Raw genomic sequence first — 26417 nt, 5'->3', positions numbered from 1 at the left:
ACCATGAACTTCTCCACAGTGACGACGGAGATCTACCAGAACCTCGGACTCCATGAATAAGCACCCACCTGACCGCTTTCGGATCGTCCTCGACGGCCGGCATCCGCGCGGCGAGTCTCGCGGGGACGACCGCGGTGGAGAGGGTGGGAATGCGGCGCAGCCCGGCGGGGCCGGGACGCTTGTGGCGTCCCGGCCCACTGGGGACCTGCCGTCAGGAGGCGGGCAGCTCCCCGCGCACCCGGTGCGCGGCCGCGACCAGGTTCTCCAGGGACTCCCGGGTCTCGGGCCAGCCGCGGGTCTTGAGGCCGCAGTCGGGGTTGACCCACAGCCGTTCGGCCGGGATGGCTTCAAGTCCCTTGCGCAGCAACGCCGCTGCCTCGGTCGTGCTCGGCACTCGCGGCGAGTGGATGTCGTACACGCCCGGCCCCGCCTCGCGCGGGTAGCCGTGGGCGGCGAGTTCACGGGCGACCTGCATGTGGGAGCGGGCGGCCTCCAGGCTGATGACGTCGGCGTCGAGGTCGTCGATGGCCTGGACGATGTCGCCGAACTCGGCGTAGCACATGTGGGTGTGGATCTGCGTGTCCGGACGCACGCCCGCGGTGGTCAGCCGGAACGCCTCGGTCGCCCACGCCAGATACCCGGCACGGTCCGCCGCGCGCAGCGGGAGCGTCTCACGCAGGGCGGGCTCGTCGACCTGGATGACCGAAGTCCCGGCCACCTCAAGGTCGTTGACCTCGTCGCGCAGGGCGAGGGCGACCTGGCGGGCGGTGTCGCCGAGTGGCTGGTCGTCGCGGACGAAGGACCAGGCGAGCATCGTGACCGGACCGGTCAGCATGCCCTTGACGGGCTTCTCGGTAAGCGAGTTGGCGTACGACGTCCAGCGCACCGTCATCGGCTCGGGGCGGGAGATGTCGCCGGCCAGGATCGGCGGGCGCACGTAACGGGTGCCGTAGGACTGGACCCAGCCGTGCTGGGTGGCCAGGTAGCCGGTGAGCTGCTCGGCGAAGTACTGGACCATGTCGTTGCGTTCGGGCTCGCCGTGGACGAGGACGTCGATACCGGTCTTCTCCTGGAAGGAGATGACCTCCTGGATCTCGGCCTTGATGCGCTCCTCGTAGCCGGCGGTGTCGATGCGGCCCGCCCTCAAGTCGGCGCGGGCGGTGCGCAGTTCACCGGTCTGCGGGAACGAGCCGATCGTGGTGGTCGGCAGCAGCGGCAGGCCGAGGTGGGTGCGCTGGGCGGCGGCCCGCTCGGTGTACGGCTGGGAGCGGCGGCCGTCGGTGTCGGTGACGGCCTCGGTGCGGGCGCGTACCGCGGGGTCGCGGGTGATGGGGGAGGCGGCCCGGGAGGCGAGGTCGGCCCGGTTGGCGGCGAGTTCGGCGGTGATCGTGTCGGTGCCCTGGGCCAGGCCTTTGGCGAGGGTGACGATCTCGGCGGTCTTCTGCTTCGCGAAGGCGAGCCAGCGCAGGATCTGCGGTTCGATGTCGCGTTCCGCGGAGGCGTCCAGCGGCACGTGGAGCAGGGAGCAGGAGGCGGCGACGTCGACCCGGTCGGCGAGGCCGAGGAGGGTGCCGAGGGTGGTCAGGGACTTCTGGAGGTCGTTGATCCAGATGTTGCGGCCGTTGACGACACCTGCGACCAGGCGCTTGCCGGGCAGCCCGCCCACGGCGGCCAGGGCGTCGAGGTTGGCGGCGGCGGACTCGGTGAAGTCCAGCGCGAGTCCCTCGACCGGGGCCTTGGCCAGCACCGGCAGGGCGTCGCCGAGCCGGTCGAAGTAGGAGGCGACCAGCAGCTTCGGGCGGTCGGTGAGGGCGCCCAGGTCACGGTAGGAGCGGGCGGCGGCGTTGAGTTCGGCCGGGGTGCGGTCCTGGACGAGGGCAGGCTCGTCGAGCTGCACCCACTCGGCGCCCGCCGCGCGCAGGTCGGCGAGGACGGACGCGTACACCGGCAGCAGCCGGTCCAGCAGGGTCAGCGGGTCGAAGTCCGCGGCCACACCGGGCGCCGGCTTGGACAGGAGCAGGTAGGTGACGGGGCCGACGAGCACCGGGCGGGCTGTGAGCCCGAGAGCCAGGGCCTCCTTCAACTCCCCGACCTGCTTGGCGGAGTTCGCGATGAACTCGGTGTCCGGGCCCAACTCCGGGACCAGGTAGTGGTAGTTGGTGTCGAACCACTTCGTCATCTCCAGCGGCGCCACGTCCTGGGTGCCGCGGGCCATCGCGAAGTAGCCGTCCAGGACGTCCGCGTCGACGGCGGCCCGGTGACGTTCCGGAATCGCGCCGACCATGACGGAGGTGTCGAGGACGTGGTCGTAGTACGAGAAGTCGCCGGTCGGCACTTCGTGGATGCCGGCTGAGGCCAGTGACTGCCAGTTGGCGCGGCGCAGTTCGGTGGCCACGGCCTTCAGGGCATCAGCGGTGACGCGGCCCTTCCAGTAGCCCTCGATGGCCTTCTTCAGTTCACGGTGCGCGCCCTGGCGGGGGTAGCCGTACACGGTGGCCCGTGCTGCCGCGGCTGCGGACTTCGCTGTCACGGAGATCTCCTTCGCGAGATGAATCCCTGAGATCCCGGAGACGGGACGAGAGCGCGAAGGGGTGACGGACCGGACGGCGACGACCCCGCGCGGCAAAGGCACGGTCGTTCCGTCTGGTGTGTACGCCGACCCGCCCACGAGGTCACCGGGATGTCCGCGCACGGAGTGGTCCGCACGCGGGCAGTTGGCAGGTCTTCGGACTCGCGGGCACGTCCCGGTCGTACGGACGAAGCCGTACGGGACACCTACTGGCCGTCGCTTCCCAGACCCTGTTCGTCGGGCCCAGTGCGTATGACGGCGGTCGTTCCCACTCACCGCTGCGGGGCAGTCCCGGAATTCCACCGGGTTCCCTCTTGCGACGCCCTGTCTGGCGGACAGGGCGAACCATCTGCTCCGGTCAGCGTACGGGGTTTCGCGCCGCGGTGAGGAGTGACGTCCAGCATCCGGAAGGTGACGCGGGACACCCGGTGAGTGCCGGACGAAGGGGCGGGAAGCGCCGCACACGCGCTTCCCGCCCCCTTCCCAGTCGCGCCGCGCGGGACCTCACCCTGCGGCGGTGCGGGCCCCTCAGCCCGCGTCGTGCCAGGCCCTCAGTCCTGGCCGTAGGTGTGGAATCCGCGGCCGCTCTTACGGCCGAGGAGTCCGGCCTCCACCATCCGCTGGAGCAGCGGCGGCGGGGCGTACAGGGGTTCGTGGAACTCGTCGTAGAGCGACTCGGCGATGGAGGCCACGGTGTCGAGGCCGATCAGGTCGGCGAGCTTGAGCGGGCCCATGGGGTGGGCGCAGCCGAGTTCCATGCCGGCGTCGATGTCGGTGGCGGTGGCGAAGCCGGACTCGGCCATTCGGACGGCTGAGAGCAGATACGGGATGAGCAGGGCGTTGACGACGAAGCCCGCGCGGTCCTGGGAGCGGATCACGGTCTTGCCGAGCGTACGGGTCGCGAAGTCCTCGACCGCCGCGGTCGTCTCCACCGAGGTGTGCAGCGAGGTGACCACCTCGACGAGCGGCAGGACGGGGACCGGGTTGAAGAAGTGCAGGCCCACGACCCGGTCCGCGCGGCCGGTGGCCATGCCGAGCCGCATGATCGGCAGGGAGGAGGTGTTGGTGGCCAGGACGGCGGCCGGGTCCGTCACGATCTTGTCGAGGGCCGCGAAGATCTCGGTCTTGGCGTCCGGGTTCTCGATGACGGCCTCGACGACGAGCTGCCGGTCGGCGAGGTCGTCCAGGCTGCCGGTGAACACGAGCCGGGCGAGTGCGTCGCGGGCGGCGTCCGGGGCCAGCTTGCCGCGTCGTACGGCACGGTCCAGCGACGCCGCCACGCGATCACGTGCGGCGTGGGCCGCGATCGCGTCCACCTCGCAGACCACGGTGTCGAGGCCGGCCCGGGCACACACCTCGGCGATACCGGCGCCCATCTGCCCGCCGCCGACCACGCCGACGCGCTCGATCACGGTGCTCATGCCTGGGCCTCCGCCCGCTTGACGAGGTGACGGCTGTAGGCGTCGGGGGTGAAGAACAGCGGCAACTCGCCTGTCATCGCGGTGCGTTCGAAGAGGGCGCGGATGTCGTCGACGGGCGCCCACGGGTACTCGGCACCGAGCGCCACGACCTCGTCGTCGAGTATCCGTTCCACGCTCTCCCGGTCGATCACGCGGTGCCGGAGCCACTGCCAGATCTGCACGCGGGCGATCTCGGCGGTGGCGGCGTCCTCCATCAGACCGTCTACGGCGACCGCGCCCTGGCCGCGCAGCCAGGCGGCGAAGTACCGCAGCGTGACGGCGATGTTGGTCCGCACCCCGTCCGCGGTGGGCGGTCCGCTGATCCGGCGTACGGACAACAGGTCGGCCGGTGTCACCTCGACGTCGTCCCGGGTGCGGTCGAGCTGGTGCGGCCGGTCGCCGAGGACACCGTCGAAGACCTCACGGCAGACCGGCACGAGTGCGGGGTGGGCGACCCAGGAGCCGTCGAAGCCGTCCTCGGCCTCGCGTTCCTTGTCGAGGCGGACCGTGGCGAGGGCGGCCTCGTTCGCGGCCGGGTCCTTGCCGGGGACCTGTGCGGCCATGCCGCCGACGGCGTGGGCACCGCGCTTGTGGCAGGTGCGCACCAGGAGTTCGGTGTACGCCCGCATGAAGGGGGCGGTCATCGTGACCTTCGCCCGGTCGGGGAGCAGGAAGTCGGTACGGTGCCCGAAGGTCTTGATCAGGCTGAACAGGTAGTCCCAGCGCCCGGCGTTCAACCCCGCGCTGTGCTCGCGCAGTTCGTGGAGGATCTCCTCCATCTCGAACGCGGCCGTGATCGTCTCGATGAGCACGGTGGCCCGGATCGTGCCGCGCGGGATGCCGAGCAGCTCCTGGGCGGTGACGAAGACGTCGTTCCAGAACCGCGCCTCGTAGCAGTTCTCCAGTTTGGGCAGGTAGAAGTACGGGCCGTACCCGGCGTCGATCTGACGCTGCGCGCAGTGGAAGAAGTACAGGCCGAAGTCGACGAGCGCGGCGGGCACCGGGCGGCCGTCGAACTCCAGGTGCTCCTCTTCGAGATGCAGACCCCGCGGGCGCACCATGATCGTGGCGAGCCCGGAGCTGTCACCGAGCCGGTACTCCTTGCCCTCGGGCGTGGTGAAGTCGATCCGGCGCTCGATGGCATCCAGCAGGGTGAGCTGGCCGCCGACGATGTTGTTCCAGGTGGGGGCGGTGGCATCCTCGAAGTCCGCCATCCACACCTTGGCGCCGGAGTTGAGCGCGTTGACCGCCATACGGCGCTCGGGCGGACCGGTGATCTCCACTCGCCGGTCCGTCAGCCCGGGGGCGGGCGGGACGACCCGCCAGTCGGAGTCGGCGCGGACGGCGGCCGTGACCATCGGGAATTCGAGCGGGGAACCGCTCGCCAGCCGCAGGACCTGCCGCCGGCGCTCCTTGAGCAGCCACTGCCGACGCTCACCGAAGGCCGCGGCCAGGTGCCCGACGAAGTCGAGGGCGGCGGGGGTGAGGATCTCGTCGTGACGGTCGCCGGGGGTCGCGAGGACGCGGACGTGGTGGGTGAGGGCACTGGTGGACATCGGTTTCTCCTGCGCGAGGGAAGAGGAGGGGAGCGGGGGGCGGACGGAGACGGTCGTGCGGCCCCCGCTCGGCCGGCGGCGGACCGGACGCCCGCCGTGCGGCCGGCCTAGTGGAACTGCTCCTCCTCCGTGGACCCGGCCAGCGCCGTGGTCGAGGAGGTGGGATTGACGGCCGTGGAGACCAGGTCGAAGTACCCCGTCCCGACCTCACGCTGGTGCTTGACGGCGGTGAAGCCGTGCGCCTGCGCCGCGAACTCCCGCTCCTGAAGGTCGACATACGCGGTCATGCCGTGCTCGGCGTAACCCCGTGCGAGGTCGAACATGCCGTGGTTGAGGGAGTGGAACCCGGCCAGCGTGATGAACTGGAAGCGGTAGCCCATCGCCCCCAACTCCCGCTGGAACTTGGCGATCTGGTCGTCGTCGAGAGCCGCCTTCCAGTTGAAGGACGGCGAGCAGTTGTAGGCGAGCATCTGGTCCGGGTACCGCGCGTGGATCGCCTCGGCGAACTCGCGGGCCTGCGCCAGGTCCGGCGTGCCGGTCTCCACCCAGATCAGATCCGCGTACGGGGCGTAGGCCAGACCGCGCGAGATGACGGGGGCCATGCCGTTGCGGACCCGGTAGAAGCCCTCCGCCGTGCGCTCGCCGGTGACGAACTCGGCGTCGCGCTCGTCCACGTCGGTGGTGAGCAGGTTGGCGGCGAGCGCGTCGGTCCGGGCGATGATCACGGTCGGCACGTCGGCGATGTCGGCGGCGAGGCGGGCCGCGTTGAGGGTGCGGATGTGCTGCGAGGTCGGCACCAGGACCTTGCCGCCGAGGTGCCCGCACTTCTTCTCCGAGGCGAGCTGGTCCTCGTAGTGGATGCCGGCCGCGCCCGCCGTGATCATCGCCTTGGTCAGCTCGAAGGCGTTCAGCGGACCGCCGAACCCGGCCTCCGCGTCGGCGACGATCGGCGCGAGCCAGTCGACAGTGCGGTCGCCCTCGCTGACGGCGATCTGGTCGGCCCGGAGCAGGGCGTTGTTGATCCGACGGACCACCTGGGGAACGGAGTTGGCCGGGTACAGGCTCTGGTCGGGGTAGGTGTGTCCGGCCTGGTTGGCGTCGGCGGCGACCTGCCAGCCGGACAGGTAGATGGCCTGGAGCCCGGCCTTGACCTGCTGCACGGCCTGGCCGCCGGTGAGCGCGCCGAGCGCGTGGATGTAGTCCTGCTCGTGCAGCTGGCGCCACAGCCGCTCGGCGCCGCGCCGGGCCAGGGTGGACTCCTCGCGGACGCTGCCGGAGAGCCGTATGACGTCCTCGGCGCTGTAGGTGCGCTCGATGCCCTGCCAGCGGGGGTCGGTGGCCCAGCGCCGCGTCAGTTCCTCGGCCGCCTGCGTGCTCGCCTCTGCCATGACTGTCACCGTCTCCTCGGTCTGTTGCGTCTGCCAATCCCGGGTCGTTCTCGACAGGAGTGGCACTGCGTGTCGCTCTATGGGATGCGGCCCGCCGCCGCCCCGGAGGGTGAAGGTGAGCAATGCTGCCGGCGTGAAGGCGCCACCACTGCCGGGATCTCCGACGTCAGGGCATAAATCGCGCCCCGGGGGCGGGTGGCGCCTGCCGGGTCCGGCGGGCCGCACAAGAACTGTGACACTGGCACTGAGTGCCATCAAGCGTGGACGCGTGCCAAGTTCTGCGAATCTTCTAGCCGGAGTTTGCCAATCTTGCGAAGGGCTGGACGGGGACCGTTTCCCGTACGCTGACCCGGATGCGTCCCGGGCCCGGAGGAGCACAGGGTGAGCAAGATCTATGCGGGGGTACGGCTGCGGAGGCTGCGCGAGGAACGCCGGATGAGCCAGGCGGAGCTCGCCCGGGTCCTGGCCATCTCCCCGAGCTATCTGAACCAGATGGAGCACGACTCCCGCCCGCTCACCGTGCCCGTCCTGCTCAGGCTCACGGAGACCTTCGGCGTCGACGCGAGCTTCTTCTCCGAACGTGACACGGCCCGGCTCGTGGCCGACCTGCGAGAGGCACTGACGGGAGAGATCGACGCCGCCCGGGTCTCCCCGTCCGACCTCGCCGAGCTGGCCTCACGGATGCCCGACGTCGCGCAGGTCCTCCTCGATCTCGGCAACCGCAACCAGCAGCTGGCCGAACGGCTCGCGGGGGCGGCCGACGGCCGTGACATCGGCGTGGAACCGCCGCGCTCGCCCCACGAGGAGATCCGGGACTTCTTCTACCGCAGGCAGAACTACCTCCACGACACCGACCTCGCGGCCGAGCGGCTGGCCGCGCGGATCGGCGTCCGGGCCGGTGAGGTGATCGGGGCCCTCACCGCACGCCTCGCGGACGCCCACGGCATCCGGCTCGACACGGAACCCGGCGAACGGCTGCACCACTACGACGAGAGAAGCCGCACCCTCCACCTCTCCGCCCGCCTGCGACCCGGCCGGCGGGCCTTCCGCATGGCGACCCAACTCGCCCTGCTGGAGCACGGCGACGACCTCGACCGCCAGGCCGCCGAGGACTTCGAACCCGGCTCACCCACCCACGCGTTGGCCCGCATCGGCATCGCGCACTACTTCGCCGCCGCGCTGATCCTGCCGTACACCGCGTTCCACACGGCGGCCGAGGACGCCCGCTACGACATCGAACGGCTCTGCGACCACTACGGCCTCGGCTACGAGACCGTCTGCCACCGCCTCAGCACCCTCCAACGGCCCCGGCTGCACGGCGTCCCGTTCTCCTTCGTCCGCGTCGACCGGGCGGGCAACCTCTCCAAGCGCCAGTCGGCGAGCGGCTTCCCCTTCTCGCGGGCCGGCGGCACCTGCCCGCTGTGGAACGTCTACGAGGCGTTCGCCGCGCCCGGCCGCATCCACGTCCAGATCGCCGAAATGCCCGACGGACAGCGGTACTTGTGGACCGCGCGGGCCGTCACCCGACACCGTGGGGGCTGGGGCGAACCCGGCCGTACCTACGCCATCGGCCTGGGCTGCGAGATCCGCCATGCCCACCGGCTCGTCTACTCCGACGGCCTCGACCTCGCCAACGCCTCCGCCGCGACCCCGATCGGCATGGGCTGCCGGGTCTGCGAACGCCTCGGCTGCTCCCAGCGAGCCGTGCCACCGCTGGGCCGTCCCCTGCTCATCGACCAGAACAGCAGCACGTTCGTGCCGTATCCGGTCCGGGACGACGGGGCCGCGTGACCGTACGGGAGACGGCCCGACGCACCCGGCACCGTCCCGTGGCTCAATGCGCCTCAGCGGAGTCGTACCCTCACGGGCGCCGAACCCCGGTCACCGGTCCGCGTCGGCCCCCGAGGCCCTGGCCGTCCTGATCGCCGCCTCGACGCGGACCGCGTCGGCCGTGGCCCGCACCTCGTGCACCCGTACCGCCCAGGCGCCCTGAGCGGCGGCGATCGCGGACACGGCGGCGGTCGCGGCGTCCCGGGCACGGGGCGGCCGGGGATCGCCGGTCGTCGGGTCGGCAAGGAGCGTGCCCAGGAACCGCTTGCGGGAGGCCGCGATCAGGAGCGGGCGACCGAGGCGCCGCCAGGCATCCAGTCCGGCCAGCAGGGCCCAGTCGTCCGCCCGGGTTCGCGTGGCGATGCCCAGCCCGGGATCGATGATCAACTGACTCGGATCGACTCCCGCGGCCACCAGGGCGGCCATCTGCTGCTCCGCCTCGGCGACGGCCTCGCTCACCGCACCGCCCGAGCCGTCCGGCTCCGCCGTGCCGACGGACCGCACGCGCCGGTGCAGGAGGACGAACGGGACGCCCGACCGGGCGACCACCTTCGCCATGCCGGGATCGGCCTGACCACCGCTGACATCGTTGATCATCCGCGCACCCGCGTCCACGGCGGCTTCGGCCACCTCGGCACGCATGGTGTCCACACTGACGAGCACACCGTCCTCCGCCAGCGCCCGGACGACCGGCAGCACGCGGAGCAGTTCCTCGTCCCGGGCGATCCGTACGGCGCCCGGACGGGCCGACTCCGCGCCGACGTCGACGATGTCGGCGCCCTGGCCGACCAGTTCCAGACCGTGCGCGACGGCCCGGTCGGCGTCGAGCCGGGGCCCGCCGTCCGAGAAGGAGCCGGGGGAGACGTCGACGACGCCCATCACCCCGCAGCGGCCCCACGCGGGGACACCGGGCGGCCGGTCGCGGTAAGCGTTCATGAACACATTGTGTCCGGACCGGCGGCCACGTCCGCACCGGAGCCGACGCGACGGGCGAACTCCCCGCAGGGAAGCGGGCATCGGCCAGACAGCAACGCCCGAGTCGCCGGGACGTAGCGCCTCTCCCGCCGGACCACCGATACCTCATGCCTCGTGACCAAGCGCACGACCCGACCGTACGACGATCTTGATAGCCTCGACGGGCCAGTCGAGCCACAACCGAGGCCAGGGAATCCGGTGCGAACCCGGAACTGACGCGCAGCGGTGAGGGGGACGGGCGGGGCACATCGCCACTGGGAGACCGGGAAGGCGCCCCGTCCGGACGAACCCGAGTCCGAAGACCTGCTGGCACCTCCGCGCCCCCGCGCGGAGGGACGTCCGTAGGCCGGCTCCGCGAACGAGCCCCGACCCCAGAGGCATGCCCGTGCTCCGTAACGCCCTCCGTCCCGCCGCCTTCCTGCTCGCCCCGGCTCTCCTGCTCACCGCCTGCGGAGGCTCCGGCAGCGAGGCGGCGGGCGACGAGCCGTCCGCCGCGTCGGGGTATCCGCGCACCCTCGACAACTGCGGTGCCAAGGTCACCCTGAAGTCGGCCCCGAAGCGGGCCGTCTCCCTCAACCAGGGCACCACCGAGATCCTGCTCTCCCTCGGCCTCGCCGACCGCCTGGCCGGAACGGCCACCTGGACCGACCCGGTGCTGAAGAACCTGGAGAAGGCCAACGCCTCCGTGCCGAGGCTCGCGGACAACGCCCCCTCCTTCGAGAAGGTCCTGGACACCGAACCCGATTTCGTGACCGCCTCCTTCGTCTCCACCCTCGGCAAGGGCGGGGTCGCCACCCGCGAGCAGTTCGAGAAGCTCGGCGTACCCACGTACGTCTCGCCCTCCGACTGCTCCGGCAAGGACAACGACAGCGGCGGCGACGGCTCGCGCAGCGAGCCCCTGACCCTCGACGCGGTGTACGGCGAGATACACGACCTGGCCCACGCGTTCGGCGTCGATGCCCGCGGCGACAAGCTGGTCGCCGAGCTGAAGCAGCGGGTGAGCAAGGCCACCGACGGCATGGACGCCTCCGACGTCTCCCTCATGTACTGGTTCGCCAACTCCCAGTCGCCCTACCTCGCCGGCTGCTGCGGTGCCCCGGGCGCCATCACCCGCGCGGTCGGCGCCGAGAACGCCTTCTCCGACACCCGCGACGAGTGGCCCCAGATCAGCTGGGAGACCGTGGCCGACCGTGACCCCGACGTGATCGTGATCGGCGACCTGACGCGCAAGCAGCAGACCGCCGAGACCGCGGCGGCGAAGATCCGCTTCCTGGAGACCAACCCGGCCACCCGCAACCTGACCGCCGTGAAGAAGAAGCGGTACGTCCTGCTGAGCGGGCAGGCGATGAACCCGTCCCTCCGCACGGTCGAGGGGATCGAGAAGGTCGCGGCCGGTCTGCGCGACTTCGGACTCGCCAAGTGACCTTCCGTACGCTGCTGTTGACGGGCGGCGGACTGGTCGCGCTGCTCGTCTCGGTCGCCGTGGCCGTGACGATCGGACCGGCGGACATCTCCACCGGGGACGTCTGGGCTGCCGTCGCGGCCCATCTCGGCTTCGGCGAAAGCGAGTTGGCGCCGCTGCGGGACGGCATCGTGTGGAACCTGCGGATGCCGCGCACCCTGCTCGCCGCGGTCTGCGGGGCCGGACTCGCGGTGTGCGGGGCGGTGATGCAGTCCCTGCTGCGCAACCCGCTCGCCGACCCCTTCGTGCTGGGCGTCTCCTCCGGCGCGTCCACGGGAGCGGTCGCCGTGGTCGTGCTGGGCGTCGGCGGGGGAGTGGTGTCCCTGTCGGCGGGCGCCTTCCTCGGCGCGCTGCTCTCCTTCGCCCTGGTCCTGCTGCTCAGCCACACCCTGGGCGGCAGCACCGACCGGGTCGTGCTGTCCGGGGTCGCGGCGATGCAGCTGTTCTCGGCGCTGACCTCGTTCATCGTCCTGACCTCCGCGGATGCCGAGACCACCCGGGGCGTGCTGTTCTGGCTGCTGGGCTCGCTCTCCGGCGCCGACTGGGGACAGGTGCTGCTCTGCACGACCGTGCTCGCCGTCGTCCTGGCCGTCTGCCTCGGGTACGCCCGCACCCTGGACGCCTTCGCGTTCGGCGACGAGGCCGCCGCGGGACTCGGGGTGCGGGTCGCCCGCACCCGCCTGGTCCTGCTCTGCGCCACCGCGCTGCTCACCGCCGCCCTGGTGAGCTGCGCCGGCGCGATCGGCTTCGTCGGCCTGGTCCTCCCGCACGCGACGCGCGCCCTCACCGGCGCGGGCCACGCCAGGCTGTTGCCGGTCACCGCGCTGACCGGGGCCGTGTTCCTGGTGTGGGTGGACACCCTGGCCCGTACCGTCCTCGACCCCCAGGAGGTTCCGGTGGGCGTGGTGACGTCCCTCATCGGCGTACCGGCGTTCGTGGCCGTGCTCTACCGAGGACGGAGGAGAACATGACCAGCCTCCACGCGGCCGGTGTCGTACGGCGCCTGGGCGACAAGGTCGTCGTCGACGGCGTCACCCTCGCCCTGCACCCCGGCGAGACCGTCGGCCTCCTGGGCCCCAACGGCTCAGGAAAGTCAACGCTGTTGAGACTGCTGGCCGGGGTCCTGGCTGCCTCTGCCGGGGTCGTGACCCTGGACGGACGCCCGCTCACCGAACTCGGCCGCCGGGCCACCGCCCGCCGTATCGCCACCGTCGAACAGCACGCCGACACCCAGACCGAACTGACCGTCCGGGACGTCGTCGCGCTCGGCCGCATCCCGCACCGTCGGGCCTGGACACCGGCAACGGCGGCCGATGCGGAAGCCGTCACCGAGGCCCTCGCCCGCACCGGCCTGACCGACCGCGCCGAGCAGTCCTGGCACACCCTCTCCGGCGGCGAACGCCAACGCACCCAGATCGCCCGCGCCCTCGCCCAGCAGCCCCACGAACTCCTCCTCGACGAACCCACCAACCACCTCGACATCCAGCACCAGTTGGACCTCCTGGAACTGATCGCCGACCTGCCGGTCACCACCGTGATCGCCCTGCACGACCTCAACCTCGCCGCGATGTACTGCGACCGCCTGCTCGTCCTGTCCGACGGCCGCGCGGTCACGGAGGGAACTCCGGCCGAGGTCCTGACCCCCGCCCTCATCGAGCGGGTCTACGGCGTCCGGGCCGAGGTCACCCACGATGCGGGCCACCCGGTGATCCGCTTCCTGCGCCCGCGCCCTGTGCCCATGGCGAAGCAACCGTCCCGGAAGAGGAGTACGACGAGTGGCGCCTGACCAGCACTCCGAAGAAGCCCGCACGCAGCACGTTCCCGCCGGACCGGCACCGTGCCGCGTCGTCGTCTGCCGGGACTGCTGCTGCGGAACCCCGAAGGTGCCCGGAGTCGACCACGACCAGCAGGTCGCTCACCTCACCGCGAAGGTCCCCGTTCGCATCGTTGACTGCCTCGACGTCTGCGAGCACGCCAACGTGATCGTCGTCCAACCCTCCGCTGCCGCACGCGCCACCGGCGCTCGTCCGGTCTGGCTGGGCCTCGTCAACGACTCCGACGCCACCGAGGACATCGCCGCCTGGGTCCAGGCCGGCGGTCCGGGTATCGCCCCGTGTCCCGACATCCTCGACCTCTACGTCTTCACGCCGCCTCGGAGAACACCTTGAGCCAGGCGGCGGAGGCCTGCCTGGCTCGCTCGCAGGGCGAGCAGGGATGGGTACAGGCCCTCGACCTTGGTGAGCCCCGGCCTCTCAGCTCGTACCGGCGCCTGACTCGGCGTACGGTGCCTCCACTGATGTCCGCCTTACAGCAGGCGTCGGGCACCTGAATGCGGCTCGGGCGCTTGACGATGATTACGTCGGTGATGCCGGGGCTGCGCGCCACGGCGGAGTGCCGGGTCGAGGGCGTCCGAGGGGCAGCCGGGATCGTCTCGGGCATCCTGCCCGTTCTGTTCCCCTGGGCCCGGAATCGGCCGTAGACGTCCGGCCGGGGGCCGAACTCCTCGGGCATCTCGCGCCATTGAGCGCCGGACCGGAGATGCCAGATCACCCCCTCGAACTCGTCACGCAGCTTCACCGGGTAAGGGCCGTTCTTCCCAATGGTCGTCGCCGAGCTGTCGGCGCGTCACACCGGCGTTCTGCCGCGATCACTCCTGCGCGGCAGCGAAACACAGATATCGATCACGACTTCACACAAACCCCAGGCTCACTGTGCCAAACGCTGCGGGTCGGCTGCCGTATCCCCGCTGCTGTCCTCGGTAGCCGGCGACGGTATCCGGGTTGAGTGATCCCCGGCGGGCACCTCGATGGTGACGTCTGACCGGCGTTCTCCTCGCGGAGCTTGTCGAAGACCTGCATCAGCTTCGGTTCGGTGCTGGGCAGCTGCTTGTCGACGACGTTCTTGCCAGCCGGGCCCGAGGGGCCTTTGCGAGGGCTCGTCGCAGGTTCTGGGGCACGTAGATGTCAGGCGCTCGCGGTCGGTGTCTCGATGCACTCTTTGACGGGACTGTCCGACTGTGGGCCGGCGTCCGGCAGCCTGGAAGGCGACCCCAGAACACCTCCGGCCCTGCCGGGCCACCCGAGAACGTACGGAGTACGCCATGACCCGCGACATCGCCTCGCTCGTCGCCGCCGCCGACCGCCACGACGCGGACGCGTTCGTCGCGCACCTCACGCCCGACGTGAGGTCCGTCTTCGCCAACACCGAGCCCACCATCGGACGGGAGAACGTGAAGAAGGCGACGACGGCCTTCTGGGACACGATCGACGGCGTCAGCCACCACATCCTCGCGATGCACGAGATCGGCGACGCCGTCACCGTGCAGTTCGACATCGAGTACCGCCGCAAGGACGGCAGGACGGTCACCTTGCCCGTGTGCAACGTCCTGACCTTCGAAGGCGACCTGGTGAGTGTCTCCCAGGTCTACGCCGACCTTGCCCCGCTCCACGCCTGAGCACACGCAGGCCGCACCGACCCAACCGAATCGAACCGTCCGTCAGGAGAAACACGACATCATGAAGCACATCAAGCTGGGAGACCTCGACGTCGCACGCATCGGCCTGGGCGCGATGGGCATGTCCCACGGCCTGACCGGCGCCGGGACCGACGACGCGGAGTCCGTCCGCACCGTGCACCGCGCCATCGACCTCGGCGTCACCCTGATCGACACCGCCGAGATCTACGGCCCGTACACCAACGAGGACCTGCTCGGCCGGGCCCTCAAGGGCCGCCGTGACCAGGTCGTCCTGGCCACCAAGTTCGGCCTCGTCTCCCATGCCGGTGCCGGTGCCGGTGCCGGTGCCGGAGCCGGAGCCTGGACGGTGGACTCCGGTCCGGCCAATATCCGCACCGCCCTCGAAGGCTCCCTTAAGCGACTGGGCACCGACCACATCGACCTGTACTACCAGCACCGCGTCGACCCGAACATCCCGATCGAGGACGTCGTCGGCACGCTGGCGGAACTCGTCACGGAGGGCAAGGTCCGCCACATCGGACTGTCCGAGGCAGGCCCGGACACCATCCGCCGGGCCCACGCCGTCCACCCGGTCACCGCCGTGCAGTCCGAGTACTCGCTGTGGACCCGCGGCATCGAGGACCGCGTCCTGCCCGTCCTGCGTGAACTCGGCATCGGCCTGGTGCCGTTCTCCCCGCTCGGCCATGGCTTCCTCACCGGAACCGTCCGCGACGAGAACGACTTCGAGGAAGGCGACTTCCGCCGCGGCAACCCCCGATTCACCGGCGAGAACTTCCGCCGCAACCTGGCCCTCGCCGACGAGGTCCAGGCCATCGCCGCCGACGTGGATGCCACGCCCGCTCAGGTCGCCATCGCCTGGCTGCTCGCCCAGGGCGACGACATCGCCCCCATCCCCGGCACCAAGCGCGTGACCCGCGTCGAGGAGAACACCGCCGCCGACCGCCTCCACCTGCCCACCGAGGTCCTGACCAGGCTCTCCGGCCTCCCCGCGGCCGCCGGCGACACCCACACCGAAGCCGCCATGCGCATGATGGAACGCTGACCAGCCCAGCCAGCACCGCCCTCGTATCTCTGTACGCTCTGCGCGGCCCGTGATGCGTCTTCACCTACGCCAGGTCGGTGGCTTACGAGTGTTGACCGCGAGAGCCGCCTGGTCAACGGTGGCAGGAGGTGCTGCACGGCACGGTGAGAGGGTCGTGTCGGTGGCCGTTGCTGGACCGCGTGAGGCCGCGCGAGCGGGCAAGTCGCCGAGCCTGGTGGTGGAGTTCGCCGCAATCGCGCACTGCTTCGAGCATCGGTAGCTCTCGGCCTGTTCGCGGGCCGCATCGGCGGATCTGTACGGGCTCTCGTGCCTACCGCCCGTGCCGCGCCCCTCGGTCCGGTCCGGACTGCTGGGCCGAGCAGAGTGTGCAACGGGACGCCAAGCACCTTGCCGTTGAAGGTCCAGCATGAGCGGGTTCTTGATGGTCGGGAACGCTGGCCGAGGTCGGCGTGGCACGGCCCGCCGACCTCGAGTCGTGCGTGTTCGGCAGTCGGTCATCCCTTGGGGTTCATGTCGATGACGGCGATCTGGGTCGCCAGGGCCGCGATCGTCGTGAAGACGACGCTCCCGACGACGATGCGGATGGCGCCCGTGTTGCCCCAGTTGATGATGGCGCGCGAGATCTGACTCCAGTTGTTCTGGAAGTCGATGCCCGTGACTTGGTGCAGGGGTCCGCCGACGCCACCGTTTCCGCTGACCGGACGGTGGGAGCCGGAGGTGAACTCGTCGCCGTCGCGCATGGCCTGGCCGATGTTCGTGGACATGAAGTCGAACCGTGCGCCCTCGGCGAGTGCCTGGATGAACAGGGTGATGGCCCGGGCCGAGGCGGGGACGTCGGCGTTCGGGTTCGCCAGCGTCTCGAACGCCCGCCACATGCCCTGGGCGCCCAGGCCCTGGCTGCCTCTGTCAAAGCCGCCCGGGAAGCGCACGGCACCCTGGCGCTCCAGGTAGGTGTAGTCCCCCTGCCTGAGGAAGCTGCTGCGTACATGGCTCGCCCCGAGGTTGAACGGGTCGGAGGGACCCTCGTCGCCGAAGCGTGTGTACCTCCCGCCGGTCTCGTAGCCGACCACATACAGATTCGCTGTGTTGAACACCAGACGGACCTGCGGATGATCCGGTGCCACGAGGTTGACGCTGAAGAACTGCTCCGCGGTCCGCTCCCTGAGGATCCCCTCGCGGAAGGTCCCGTCCGTGACGCGTCGGCGGAGTTCGCTGATGGTGTTGTTGTAGGCGTTGGCCAGCGGATGGTTGGCACCGCCCTGCGGTTGCCCGATGAGTTCGAAGAGGACCTTGTCGGTGGATGCGACCTTCTTGTCGGCCGTCTTCACAGTGCTCTTGTCGGCGACCGTCTGGACGTGGTCCGGGGAGGACGGGTTCGGTGAGTGCAACGCCGTCGTCTCCACGCCGGTGATCAGCACCGCGCCTGCCGCGGCTGCGGCAAGGGTGCCGACCAGCCGGTTGCGGAGTCGTAGTCCTAGCGGTACATGCACACGGGCGCACGCCAGTTCTCGGAGATGCGGATGCGTAACGGCTCCGCCGGATGCCTGGGTTCTCCGCTGTCGGCGTCATCAGGTGTCCCCATGTCAGTGTCATCAGGTGTCCCCATGGGCCGGGATCCGAAGACTCACCTCGTAGCCGCCGCCGGCGGTGGGACCGGATGCGAAGGTGGCGCCGAGGAGTTCGGCGCGTTCTCGGAGGCCGATCAGGCCCTGGTGAGAGCCGGGAAGTGGCAGTGAGGGGCGGGTGGGTGGTGTGTTGGTGACGGTCACGCCGAAGGCGGTGCCTTCGTCGGCTTGCCAGAGTCGCACGGTGGCGGTGGCGCCGGGTGCGTGTTTGCGGACGTTGGTGAGGGCTTCCTGGACGGTGCGGTAGACGGCGCGCTGCGCGGTGGAGCTGACGTCGGGGGGCAGTTCGCCGGTGAGTTCGGCGTCGATGCCGCTGGTCGTGACGAGCTTGTGGAGGTCGGCGAGGGTGGGCTGGGGGGTGAGCTCGGTGGACCGGCTGCCGGAGGCCCGGAGCAGGGTGACCATGTGGCGCAGTTCATCAAGGGTGTCGACGCTGAGGGTGCGGATGGTGCGGGCCCCCTCCTTGAAGTCCGGGTCTTTGGCGGCGACTTGGAGGGCACCGGCCTGCACGGCGATGAGGCTGACCTGGTGGGAGACGACGTCGTGCATCTCCCGGGCGAGCTGGGCGCGTTCGCGGGCGAGGACGGCCTGGGAGTGCAGCAGGCGTTCGTGTTCTCGGGCCTCCTCGATCTCGACGAGCCTGCGGGCCAGGTCCCGGCGGGCTTGGACGAGTTGGCCCAGTAGGACGGGGGCGGCGGCGGTGGCGAGCGTGTAGAAGAAGTAGACGACGGTCCAGGTGCGCTCGTGCGCGGTGAACTCGTCCAGCGGCCAGGGCGCGGCGGAGGCGAGGGCGAACAGGACGGCGCCCTCGACGAGCAGGCGGCGGTCCCGGGAGCGTTCGGCCAGTGTGAACAGGGCGGCGAACGGGGCGAAGACGATGTCCAGCATGAGGCTGGCGGGAAGGGTCAGCAGGAACACCGGGAGCGGGAAGCGCCGTCGCACGGCGAGGGCGGCGCAGCCGAGCGCGGCCATGGCCTGTGCGACGGGGCCGGCGTCCTCCAGGCTGAGCAGGACGTCGACGACGGCGACCGTGACGACCATGGCGTCGATGACCGGATCCGGGACCCGTGTCCACCATGTGCCGGGCGCGGTCATCGCCCGGGCTCCGGCTGCCGCTGTCCTTCGTCGAGCAGCCCGGCCCGCTGAGCGAGCAGGGCTGCCTGGACCCGGCTGCCGACCCGGAGCTTGGTGAGGATGGCGCTGACGTGGTCCTTGACGGTGCCCGCGCTGAGGTGGATCCGGGTGCCGATCTCGGCATTGGAGAGCCCCTCCGCGATCAGCACGAGGACCTCACGTTCGCGTTCGGTGAGCCGTCCGACGCGGATGGTCTCCTCGTCGTCGACGACCGTGGCGCCGGGGTGGCTCTGCCAGACGGCCCGGGATGCCTTCGGTGACATCACGACGCCTCCTGCGGCCAACGTACGGACCAGCTGGGCGAGTTGGTCGGGCTCGGTGTCCTTGAGCAGGAACCCGGCCGCGCCGGAGCGCAGTGCGGTGAGGATGTACTCGTCGGCGTCGAAGGTCGTCAGCATCGCCACCACCGGCGGCTCAGGCAGGGCACGCAGCTGCCGTAGCACGGTCAGTCCGTCCACGTCCGGCATCCGGATGTCCAGCAGCACCACGTCGGGAGCTTCCAGCCGTACGGTCTCCACCGCCTCCGCGCCGACCGTGGTCGCGACGACCTCGATGTCGTCGGCCGCGCTCAGGATGAGCTTGAAGCCGGAGCGCACCAGCGCCTCGTCGTCCACCACCATGACCCGGATCACGCGTGTCCCGCCTCGCCGTTCCTCTGCGCACGGCTCCGGCCGCACGTCGATGTTGATTGTCACGGTTTCGACGGTAGAACGTGAACTGCGTGGTGAGGCGGGTCGGCGGGACACTCCCGCCACCCGGGGGGTGGGTTCCCGCCGTACGGGGGAGACGCGGCGACCGGCCGACGGGGGCGTTCCGGCAGAGCGACGGATGGTGCCGTCCGCAGCGCATCGGCTGTCCTGGAAGACGGGCCGCTCCGGCTCGGCAACCCCAGATCTGAGGAAACCTCTCATGACCATGTCCCCCGCCCTCCGACGTGTCGCGGCACAGCCGAACGTGCTGTTCGGAGGTGTGTACGGGGCTGTACTGGCCAGCTCGATGGTCGCCGCACTCACGCAGTACGGTGAGACGGCGCGCGACGATCGGCTGTACGACGCCCGGTGGCTGCTGATCACCGCCTTCGCCTCGGCCCTGGCGCACGGGTACGCGCACATCATCGCCCGCCGTGGCGACGGGTCCCATCCGGGTGTCCTCGGCGCCTTGCGCGTGGTGGCCCACGAATGGCCCCTCGTCGTGGCCACACTTCCCACGGCCGTGATGCTGCTCGGCGCCGGCTGGGGCTGGTGGCGCTCGGCGGGCATCGAGTATGTCGCCTTCGGCTTCAACATCGCCCTGCTCTTCGCCTGGGGGCTGTCCGCCGCCCGCGTCTCGGGCCGGACCTGGCGGTCGGCTCTGGCGGTCGGCTGCGTGGACGCGCTGCTGGGCCTGATCGTCGTGATCGCCAACGCGCTCATCAAGTAGCACCCCCCTGCCGGGTGGAGCTCCACCCGGCAGGGGACCACCCGCCGGTCGGCGGGGTAGGACCGGACAGTCGCCGGATACTCCGGGCCCGAGCCGCCCTCCAGCCTGGAAGCATGACCCAGAACGCAGACGACACGGCGCTCGCGGCGCCGGCCGGCATCCCGTCCGGGACCGCGGGAACCGAACACTCCAAGACCCCGGAGACGGGCCGAGTCCCGGTCGGACGCCTGATAGGCGTGGACCTGGCCCGCGGGCTCGCGGTGTTCGGCATGTACGCGGCCCACGTCGGCCCCGATCCCTCCCAGGGCGGCATCACCGGGCACCTCATGGAACTGGCGCACGGCCGGGCCTCCGCGCTCTTCGCCTTCCTGGCCGGTTTCTCGATCATGCTGATGACCGGCCGTCGTGCCCCGAAGACGGGCCGAGCGGGCCGGCAGGCGGTCGCCAAGGTGGTGATCAGGGCGCTCGTCCTGCTGGCGCTGGGCACCTGGCTGACCTCGACGGGCACCCCGGTCGAGGTGATCCTCGCCTTCTACGGCCTCTACTTCTTGCTCGTCCTGCCGCTGTACCGGCTGAGCGCGGCCCCGCTGGCGATCATCGCCGCGGCGGCCGCCCTGGTCCTGCCGCAGGTTCTGTACATCGTCCAGCACGCACTTCCCGCCGACGGCGCCGAGGGCGTCTGGGCGTGGCCCGCGGACGCCGACGGCATCGTCTCCCTCCTGTTCACCGGCAGCTACCCGGCCCTGACCTGGATTCCCTTCGTCATCGCGGGCATGGCGGTGGCCCGCCTCGACCTGGCCGCCGCTGTCGTACGGACGCGCCTCGCCTTCACCGGCGTCGGTCTCGCCGTCGTCGGGTACGGCGGCTCCTGGCTGGCCCTGCACCTGGTCCCGGGCGCGCTGTCGAAGCTGGGCGGCGGGGGCTGGGGCGAAGGTGACTGGGGTGGGGGCGGTTCGGCCGCCTCCGCCTGGTGGTCCGACACCTGGGGCTACCCCGACGGCAGCACCCCGGTCGGCCTCCTGGTCGCCTCGCCGCACAGCGAGACCACCCTCTCGATCGTGGCCAACGCCGGAGTGGCGATCGCGGTCCTCATCGGCTGCCTCGCCGCCGTGGACGCTTCTCCCCGCTTCCACCGCCTCGCCCGCCCGGTGATCGCTGTCGGCACGATGTCCCTGACCGCCTACGTCTTCCACATCGCCGGTATCCACTTCCTCGGCATCGAGGAACTTCCCGGCTCCACCCTCCGTGTGCTTGTCGGCTTCATCGTCGCCATCACCGTGTTCGCCACCCTCTGGTCGCGGTACTTCCGCCGCGGGCCCCTGGAGTGGCTGCTCGGCAAGGCCACCAAGCCCGCCGAACTCGTCCGCTGAACCAACCGCTGCGGCCACCGCGGCCGCCACGCAGCGGAACGTACCTCCGTCAGCCGCACTCCACCCCCACAGGAGATCCACTTCCATGCTCTTCAACCCGCTGCCGACCCCGAACCAGCAGCAACCGCGACCACACCGTTTCTCCAGGACCCTTGTGGCTGCCACGATCGCCCTGAGCGTGGCAGCCGTCGGCCTGGCCCTCGGGACCGCCGCACATTCCGAAGGCCGGCCAGGGGCCGAGGAGACCAGGACGCTCGATCAGCTGTACAGGGCGGCGAAGGCCGAGGGCGGCAGGTTCGTCGTCTACGCCGGCGGTGACTGGAAGGACCAGCAGGACGACACCAAGCGGGCGTTCGAGAAGCGCTTCCCGGGCATCAAGGTCGAGATGGTCGTCGACTACAGCAAGTACCAGGACGCGCGCATCGACAACCAGCTCGCCACGGGCACGCTTGTCCCCGATGTGGTCCAGCTCCAGACGCTTCAGGACTTCCCGCGCTGGAAGCGGGAGGGCGCCCTGCTGTCGTACAAGCCGGCCGGTTTCGGCAAGGTCCACGACAGGTTCAAGGACGAGGACGGCGCCTGGGTCGCCACCAATGTCCTGGCCTTCGGCGCCGCGTACAACAAGGAGTTGGTGGGCCATGACGCGCCCCACAGCGTCCGGGACTTCGCGGACCCCAAGTGGAAGGGGCGGATCGCCTCCGCCTACCCGAACGACGACGACGCCACGCTCTACCTCTACAGCCGCTACGTGAAGAAGTTCGGCTGGCACTGGCTCGCCGGCATGGCCAGGAACACCGAGTTCCTGCGCGGTTCCGACTCCGCCGGCAACCAGATGTCCGCCGGCAAGAAGGCCATCGGGCTGGGCGGTTGGGTCACCCCGGACGCTGGCAAGGACCCGGCCGCCACGACGGTCGGCATGCTCCCGAACACCAGTGACCCGTTCATGGCCTGGGGACAGCGCGAGGCGATCCTCAAGCACGCCAAGCACCCGGCCGCCGCCAAGCTCTTCCTCAACTGGCAGCTCTCCAAGGAGCAGCAGACCAGCGACGGGTGGTCGGTACGCACAGACGTCGCCGCGCCCGCCGGACTGAAGAGGGTCTGGCAGTACCAGAACGCCGACATCGACGGCTTCCCCGCGTTCATGACCGACCGTGGCGCCGCCGAACGCCTCCGCCAGCAGATGACGGTCTACATCGGCGAAGCCAAGGGCGAACCGACCCCGGGCCGCCTGGGCACGCACCCCGGCCGCTGACGCCTGGCGCAACCCGCAGTCAGGTCACACCCACAGGATTCTGTTCACCCGGCCGGGCGTTGACACGACCGGACAAGGCCGGGCGGCTGCCACTGAGAGCCGCCCGGCCGATCAGGCGTGCCGGCTGTCAGGCCCAGGGCGTGACGGGCTGGAGGCTGCGATCCGCGCGGAACAGGTCGGTGGCCGTGTAGCGGTCGACCCAGAGCCCGCCGTTGCGATGGCGGATGTAGTAGCCGGGGAAGTTGTACGACTCCAGGGCGACCGAGCCGGCTGATGTTCCGGGGTGGGCGTTGAAGTGGCGTCCTTGGCGAAGGCCGCCGTGCCGTCGTTCGCGTCCACGCGGATCCGGAAGGCCGAGTGTGCCCGGCCTGTCCGGCACCGTCAAACACCTCACGGTCGTCAAGGATCCGTCACCGGAGGCGTGGAACTACCGCTCAACACCACCCGCTCCGTCGGCGTGGCCGAGGAAGCCGCGGTGGCGCATGTACCGGTCGGGGAAGTTGACCGACTGGAAGCCCTGCGACGGCCGAAGTCCTCGAAGAAGATGCGCCAGGCGCCGTTGTCGAGCTGTACCAGGACGGGCCTTCACCGTCGAGGTCGGTCCAGTTGCCGGAACTCGGCGGTCGTCGGCGCCTTCGGCGTGGGCCGCGACCTCTTCAGCGTCAGCGCCACCCTCACCAGCGCCCAGGGCTACGCCAACTTCCCGGTCCTCATCGGCTACCTGGCGATGACACTGCCCGCCGCCCTGTTCTTCCACGCCCCGGCCCGAAGGCCCGCCGACGCATCCGCCAGGGCAGCGCCGTCGCCTACGCCGTGCTGCTCGCCCTCCTGGCCGCGGTCGTCGTGCGCCTGGCCGACGCCGGTCAGTTCACCGCCGAGAAATGGGGCCCACTGCTCTTCCCGAGCGACGAGAACTTCGACGCCCTGTGGAACGTCCTCGGCACCGGGATGCAGCACACCCTCGTCGCGGCCGTCGTGGCCATCGTCTGCTCCCTGGCCATCGGGACCGCGGTCGGCGTCCTCAGGCTCAGCCTCGGCCGCGTCGCCCGCATCTGGTGGGCGCCATGGAGGTGGTGCGCGGGGTGCCCGTGGTCATCAGCATCTACTTCGCCTCCCGAGTCCTGCCCGACCTCGGGCTGGCCTTCGCCGACGCACCGGGCGGGCGCTTCCTGTGGTACCTGGTCGTCGGCCTGACCGCCTACAACTCGGTGATCATCGCCGAACTCGTCCGGGCCGGCGTCGAATCGCTGCCCAGGGGTCAGCGGGAGGCCGCCCTGGCCGTCGGCCTCACCAGGTGGCAGACGCTCCGGCTGATCCTGCTCCCACAGGCGTTCCGGGTGATGCTCCCGTCCCTCATCAGCCAGCTGGTGGTCATCCTCAAGGACACCTCACTGGCCGCCCTGATCCTCGGCCAGTACCAGGAGCTGCTGCGCGCCTCGAACCTGGCCGCACAGCAGCTCGACAACCCCATCCCGATGTTCCTGGTGACCGGCGCCGTCTACGTCGTCATCAACTGGCTGCTGTCCAAACTGGACGAGTACGCCGAGCGCCGCGGTGGCCGAGCCGGCCGGAGCCGACGTGGACGACGCACAGCGACCGCACCCGGCAGTACACCGAGCCCACCCGTTGCTCCCCTCGCCAAGGACAGGGTGACCTCCTGACGTGTCTCCAGGAGTGCCCGGCCGTCAAGAGGTGATCCATATCGTTGACAGTCAGAATCAGACTTTGAGTCTATGGAAAGCGTCTGGTGGACTCGATGCCATGGCAGTGATGAACGAGCGTCTTGACCTGCGGGTCGACGGTGTGGATCTGAGTGTCGCCGCGAGCCGCCGGGACGGAACCGGTACCCCCGTCGTCTTCCTGCACGGTTTCGGCTCCACCAAGGAGGACTACGCCGACGTCGCGCTCCACCCCGCGTTCGCCGGGCGGCCGCTGCTCGCCTACGACGCTCCGGGCTGCGGGGAGACGACGTGCGAGGACCTGTCGAGGGTCTCGATCCCGTTCCTGATGCGGACCGCCCGGGCGGTACTCGAACGAGTGGGCATCGTGCGGTTCCACCTGGTCGGGCACTCCATGGGCGGGCTGACCGGGCTGCTGCTGGCCCACCTGGAGCCCGACCGTGTCCTCAGCTTCGTCGACATCGAGGGCAACGTGGCCCCGGAGGACTGCTTCCTGAGCCGCCAGATCCTCACCCACCCCTCCGACGACGCCGAAGACTTCCTGGCCGACTTCACCGAACGGGCACGCCGCGCACCGCAGTTCGCCAGTGCCCTGTACGCGGCGGGCCTACCGCACAAGGTCCGGGCCGACGCGGTGCGCGCGATCTTCGAGTCGATGGTCGACCTGTCCGACCACGGCGACCTCATGACCAAGTTCCTGTCGCTGCCCTTCCCGCGCATGTTCCTGTACGGCGAGCAGAACGCCTCCCTGTCGTACTTGACGAAACTCGCCGCGAACGGCGTCGAGTTGGCGGAGATCGCACAGAGCGGGCACTGGCCGATGTACTCCAACCCCGTCGCGACGTGGGAACGGATCGCCGATTTCCACGCCCACGCCAGAGCTGACGAACCCCGAAGGATCCGATGATTGTCTTCCGGCCGTCCGAGGCCATCTCCCGTGTCCAGCAGTCCTCCCTGCGGCCGACCTTCGCGGCGCCGCCCGGGGTCGTCTCCCTGGCGATGGGAGAACCCGACTTCCCCACCCCGGAGCCCATCGCCGAGGCCCTGCGCCAGGCGATCCGGGACGGCCACACCCACTACGGCGACCTCAACGGCGATCCCGAACTGCGCGCGCTGATCGCGGACCGGGCCGGCCGCCTGTCGGCGGAGCCGTACGGCGAGAACACCGTGGTGATCAGCCACGGCGGCTCGGCGGCCATCACTGCGAGCGTGCTGGCGGTCGTGGATCCCGGGGACCGGGTGGTCATCCCCGAGCCCACCTATTCGCTCTACCCGGATGCCGTACGCCTGGCCGGCGGTGAACCGGTGCTCGTCCCCATGACCGCCAACCATCACCTGGACTTCGACGCGCTGACCGCCGCGCTGCCCGGTGCTCGCATGGTCGTGCTGTGCAACCCGTCCAACCCGACCGGCGCGGTGCTGCCGCCCGAGGACCTCGCGCGGCTCGGGGAACTCCTCGACGGCACGGACACCCTCGTCCTCGTCGACGAGGCGTACGCCGACCTCGTCTATGGCGGTGTGCCCTTCGTCTCCTCCCTCTCCGTCACCTCCCTTCGTGACCGGCTCATCTACGTCAACACCCTCTCCAAGACGTACGCCATGACAGGCTGGCGCATCGGCTACGCGATCGCCCCCGCCGAGGTCACCACCGCCATCCGCCACGTCCACCGCACCTTCAACGGCTCCGTCAACGCCGCCGTGCAGCGCGCCGCCCTCGTGGCCCTCCAGCTGGGCCCCGAGATCGCCGCCCCCATGTTCGAGGCGTACCAGGAGCGCCGCGACTTCGTGGCGAAGCGCCTGGCCGCCACCGATCTGCTCCACGGCAACGAGCCCGAGGGCGCCTTCTACGCGTTCGCCCGCTACGACGCCGACCTGCCGTCGACGGACGTGACGCGCTTCCTCCTGGAAGAGGGCGTCGCCGTACGGGCCGGCGGCGAGTACGGCCCCAGCGGACACCGGCACATCCGGCTGTCCTTCGCCGCCTCCCTCGACACCCTCGACGAGGGCATCACCCGCATCACCACGGCACTTGAACGGCTTCGGACCACGGGGGTGTCCTCGGCTCAGGCATAGCCGTCGTCGTCTCCGCCCGGTTCATACGCGCCGTTGCCCGGGCGGGAACAGCCCCGGCCGCCCCACCCCTTGGCGGCCGGGGCCGTACGCATGTCCGTGGGGAGCGAG

Annotated in this window: 22 protein-coding genes, 2 pseudogenes and 2 riboswitches; of the genes and pseudogenes, 13 read left to right on the top strand and 11 right to left on the bottom strand. The window is 70.5% G+C overall.

Annotation, left to right across the window (positions count from 1 at the left end; genetic code table 11):
- Positions 1-211: 211 nt before the first annotated feature.
- From metE to aceA, 4 genes are all read right to left on the bottom strand, one after another.
- Positions 212-2530, bottom strand: coding sequence for a 5-methyltetrahydropteroyltriglutamate--homocysteine S-methyltransferase (gene metE / locus G3I78_RS05800; RefSeq protein ID WP_164421697.1), 2319 nt, complete (start codon positions 2528-2530; stop codon positions 212-214).
- Between the two features lie 168 nt (positions 2531-2698).
- A riboswitch (cobalamin riboswitch) is annotated at positions 2699-2934 on the bottom strand.
- Positions 2935-3120: 186 nt separating this feature from the next.
- Entirely contained in the window at positions 3121-3990 is an 870-nt protein-coding gene (locus G3I78_RS05795; RefSeq protein WP_164421696.1) for a 3-hydroxybutyryl-CoA dehydrogenase, read from the bottom strand.
- Positions 3987-5585 (bottom strand): malate synthase A, encoded by a 1599-nt coding sequence (gene aceB / locus G3I78_RS05790; RefSeq protein WP_164421695.1) that lies wholly within the window; start codon positions 5583-5585, stop codon positions 3987-3989. The genes G3I78_RS05795 and aceB overlap by 4 nt, the downstream gene beginning before the upstream one ends.
- Before the next feature lie 107 nt (positions 5586-5692).
- The gene (gene aceA, locus G3I78_RS05785) at positions 5693-6973 is read right to left on the bottom strand and encodes an isocitrate lyase (RefSeq protein WP_164421694.1); all 1281 of its coding nucleotides are present in this window, start codon (positions 6971-6973) and stop codon (positions 5693-5695) included.
- Positions 6974-7354: 381 nt separating this feature from the next.
- Here aceA and G3I78_RS05780 point away from each other — a divergent pair, with 381 nt between their 5' ends.
- Positions 7355-8764, top strand: coding sequence for an XRE family transcriptional regulator (locus tag G3I78_RS05780; protein ID WP_164421693.1), 1410 nt, complete (start codon positions 7355-7357; stop codon positions 8762-8764).
- Between the two features lie 90 nt (positions 8765-8854).
- Here G3I78_RS05780 and folP read toward each other — a convergent pair whose 3' ends face one another.
- Positions 8855-9739, bottom strand: a complete 885-nt coding sequence (gene folP / locus G3I78_RS05775; RefSeq protein ID WP_239157634.1) for a dihydropteroate synthase — start codon at positions 9737-9739, stop codon at positions 8855-8857.
- Positions 9740-9927: 188 nt separating this feature from the next.
- Positions 9928-10104, top strand: a riboswitch (cobalamin riboswitch).
- A gap of 53 nt (positions 10105-10157) precedes the next feature.
- Here folP and G3I78_RS05770 point away from each other — a divergent pair.
- From G3I78_RS05770 to G3I78_RS05755, 4 genes are read left to right on the top strand one after another with little or no spacing between them, the layout of a single operon-like run.
- A complete protein-coding gene (locus G3I78_RS05770; protein ID WP_203614407.1) occupies positions 10158-11201 on the top strand; it encodes an ABC transporter substrate-binding protein in 1044 nt (347 codons plus the stop codon).
- Complete coding sequence (locus tag G3I78_RS05765; protein ID WP_164421692.1) at positions 11198-12211, top strand: iron chelate uptake ABC transporter family permease subunit; 1014 nt, start codon at positions 11198-11200, stop codon at positions 12209-12211. Before G3I78_RS05770 ends, G3I78_RS05765 begins: the two co-directional genes overlap by 4 nt.
- Positions 12208-13026, top strand: coding sequence for an ABC transporter ATP-binding protein (locus G3I78_RS05760; protein WP_164421691.1), 819 nt, complete (start codon positions 12208-12210; stop codon positions 13024-13026). The genes G3I78_RS05765 and G3I78_RS05760 overlap by 4 nt, the downstream gene beginning before the upstream one ends.
- Positions 13016-13408, top strand: coding sequence for a (2Fe-2S) ferredoxin domain-containing protein (locus G3I78_RS05755; RefSeq protein ID WP_164421690.1), 393 nt, complete (start codon positions 13016-13018; stop codon positions 13406-13408). The genes G3I78_RS05760 and G3I78_RS05755 overlap by 11 nt, the downstream gene beginning before the upstream one ends.
- Positions 13409-13703: 295 nt before the next feature.
- On the opposite strand, the pseudogene G3I78_RS51715 reads toward G3I78_RS05755, so the two are convergent.
- Positions 13704-13841, bottom strand: a pseudogene (locus tag G3I78_RS51715) (transposase); the annotation flags it as partial.
- Positions 13842-14340: 499 nt separating this feature from the next.
- Here G3I78_RS51715 and G3I78_RS05745 point away from each other — a divergent pair.
- On the top strand, positions 14341-14694 hold the full coding sequence (locus G3I78_RS05745) for a nuclear transport factor 2 family protein (RefSeq protein WP_164421688.1): 354 nt from the start codon (positions 14341-14343) through the stop codon (positions 14692-14694).
- 61 nt (positions 14695-14755) lie between these two features.
- On the top strand, positions 14756-15757 hold the full coding sequence (locus G3I78_RS05740; protein WP_164421687.1) for an aldo/keto reductase: 1002 nt from the start codon (positions 14756-14758) through the stop codon (positions 15755-15757).
- A 494-nt stretch (positions 15758-16251) separates the two neighbouring features.
- On the opposite strand, the gene G3I78_RS05735 is transcribed toward G3I78_RS05740, so the two are convergent.
- From G3I78_RS05735 to G3I78_RS05725, 3 genes are all read right to left on the bottom strand, one after another.
- Complete coding sequence (locus G3I78_RS05735; protein WP_164421686.1) at positions 16252-17247, bottom strand: ribosome-inactivating family protein; 996 nt, start codon at positions 17245-17247, stop codon at positions 16252-16254.
- 102 nt (positions 17248-17349) lie between these two features.
- Positions 17350-18477 carry a histidine kinase gene (locus tag G3I78_RS05730; RefSeq protein WP_164421685.1) on the bottom strand — a complete coding sequence of 376 codons (1128 nt, stop codon included), beginning with the start codon at positions 18475-18477 and terminating at the stop codon, positions 17350-17352.
- Positions 18474-19136, bottom strand: coding sequence for a response regulator transcription factor (locus tag G3I78_RS05725; protein ID WP_164422107.1), 663 nt, complete (start codon positions 19134-19136; stop codon positions 18474-18476). The genes G3I78_RS05730 and G3I78_RS05725 overlap by 4 nt, the downstream gene beginning before the upstream one ends.
- Before the next feature lie 289 nt (positions 19137-19425).
- On the opposite strand from G3I78_RS05725, the gene G3I78_RS05720 reads away from it, so the two are divergent.
- The 3 genes from G3I78_RS05720 to G3I78_RS05710 all read left to right on the top strand — a co-directional run bounded on the left by G3I78_RS05720 (position 19426) and on the right by G3I78_RS05710 (position 22557).
- Positions 19426-19935, top strand: coding sequence for a hypothetical protein (locus G3I78_RS05720; RefSeq protein ID WP_164421684.1), 510 nt, complete (start codon positions 19426-19428; stop codon positions 19933-19935).
- A 113-nt stretch (positions 19936-20048) separates the two neighbouring features.
- Entirely contained in the window at positions 20049-21305 is a 1257-nt protein-coding gene (locus tag G3I78_RS05715; RefSeq protein ID WP_164421683.1) for a DUF418 domain-containing protein, read from the top strand.
- Positions 21306-21459: 154 nt separating this feature from the next.
- On the top strand, positions 21460-22557 hold the full coding sequence (locus G3I78_RS05710) for an extracellular solute-binding protein (protein ID WP_343243654.1): 1098 nt from the start codon (positions 21460-21462) through the stop codon (positions 22555-22557).
- A 127-nt stretch (positions 22558-22684) separates the two neighbouring features.
- Here G3I78_RS05710 and G3I78_RS05705 read toward each other — a convergent pair.
- Both G3I78_RS05705 and G3I78_RS51060 read right to left on the bottom strand, forming a co-directional pair.
- A pseudogene (locus G3I78_RS05705) lies at positions 22685-22896 on the bottom strand (AbfB domain-containing protein).
- Positions 22897-23274: 378 nt separating this feature from the next.
- Positions 23275-23514: a hypothetical protein gene (locus tag G3I78_RS51060; protein ID WP_203614396.1), complete on the bottom strand. Its 240-nt coding sequence runs from the start codon at positions 23512-23514 to the stop codon at positions 23275-23277.
- A 107-nt stretch (positions 23515-23621) separates the two neighbouring features.
- Here G3I78_RS51060 and G3I78_RS05700 point away from each other — a divergent pair, with 107 nt between their 5' ends.
- The 3 genes from G3I78_RS05700 (at position 23622) to G3I78_RS05690 (ending at position 26309) form a co-directional block, all read left to right on the top strand.
- Positions 23622-24218, top strand: coding sequence for an ABC transporter permease subunit (locus G3I78_RS05700; RefSeq protein WP_203614394.1), 597 nt, complete (start codon positions 23622-23624; stop codon positions 24216-24218).
- 109 nt (positions 24219-24327) lie between these two features.
- Positions 24328-25143 carry an alpha/beta hydrolase gene (locus G3I78_RS05695; RefSeq protein ID WP_203614393.1) on the top strand — a complete coding sequence of 272 codons (816 nt, stop codon included), beginning with the start codon at positions 24328-24330 and terminating at the stop codon, positions 25141-25143.
- Positions 25140-26309 (top strand): aminotransferase class I/II-fold pyridoxal phosphate-dependent enzyme, encoded by a 1170-nt coding sequence (locus tag G3I78_RS05690; RefSeq protein WP_164421680.1) that lies wholly within the window; start codon positions 25140-25142, stop codon positions 26307-26309. Before G3I78_RS05695 ends, G3I78_RS05690 begins: the two co-directional genes overlap by 4 nt.
- The last annotated feature ends 108 nt before the right edge of the window (positions 26310-26417 follow it).

Origin of the sequence: Streptomyces sp. SID13726 (assembly GCF_010548375.1) — a bacterium.
GTDB lineage: Bacteria > Actinomycetota > Actinomycetes > Streptomycetales > Streptomycetaceae > Streptomyces.
This window is presented reverse-complemented; position numbering and strand designations above follow the sequence as displayed.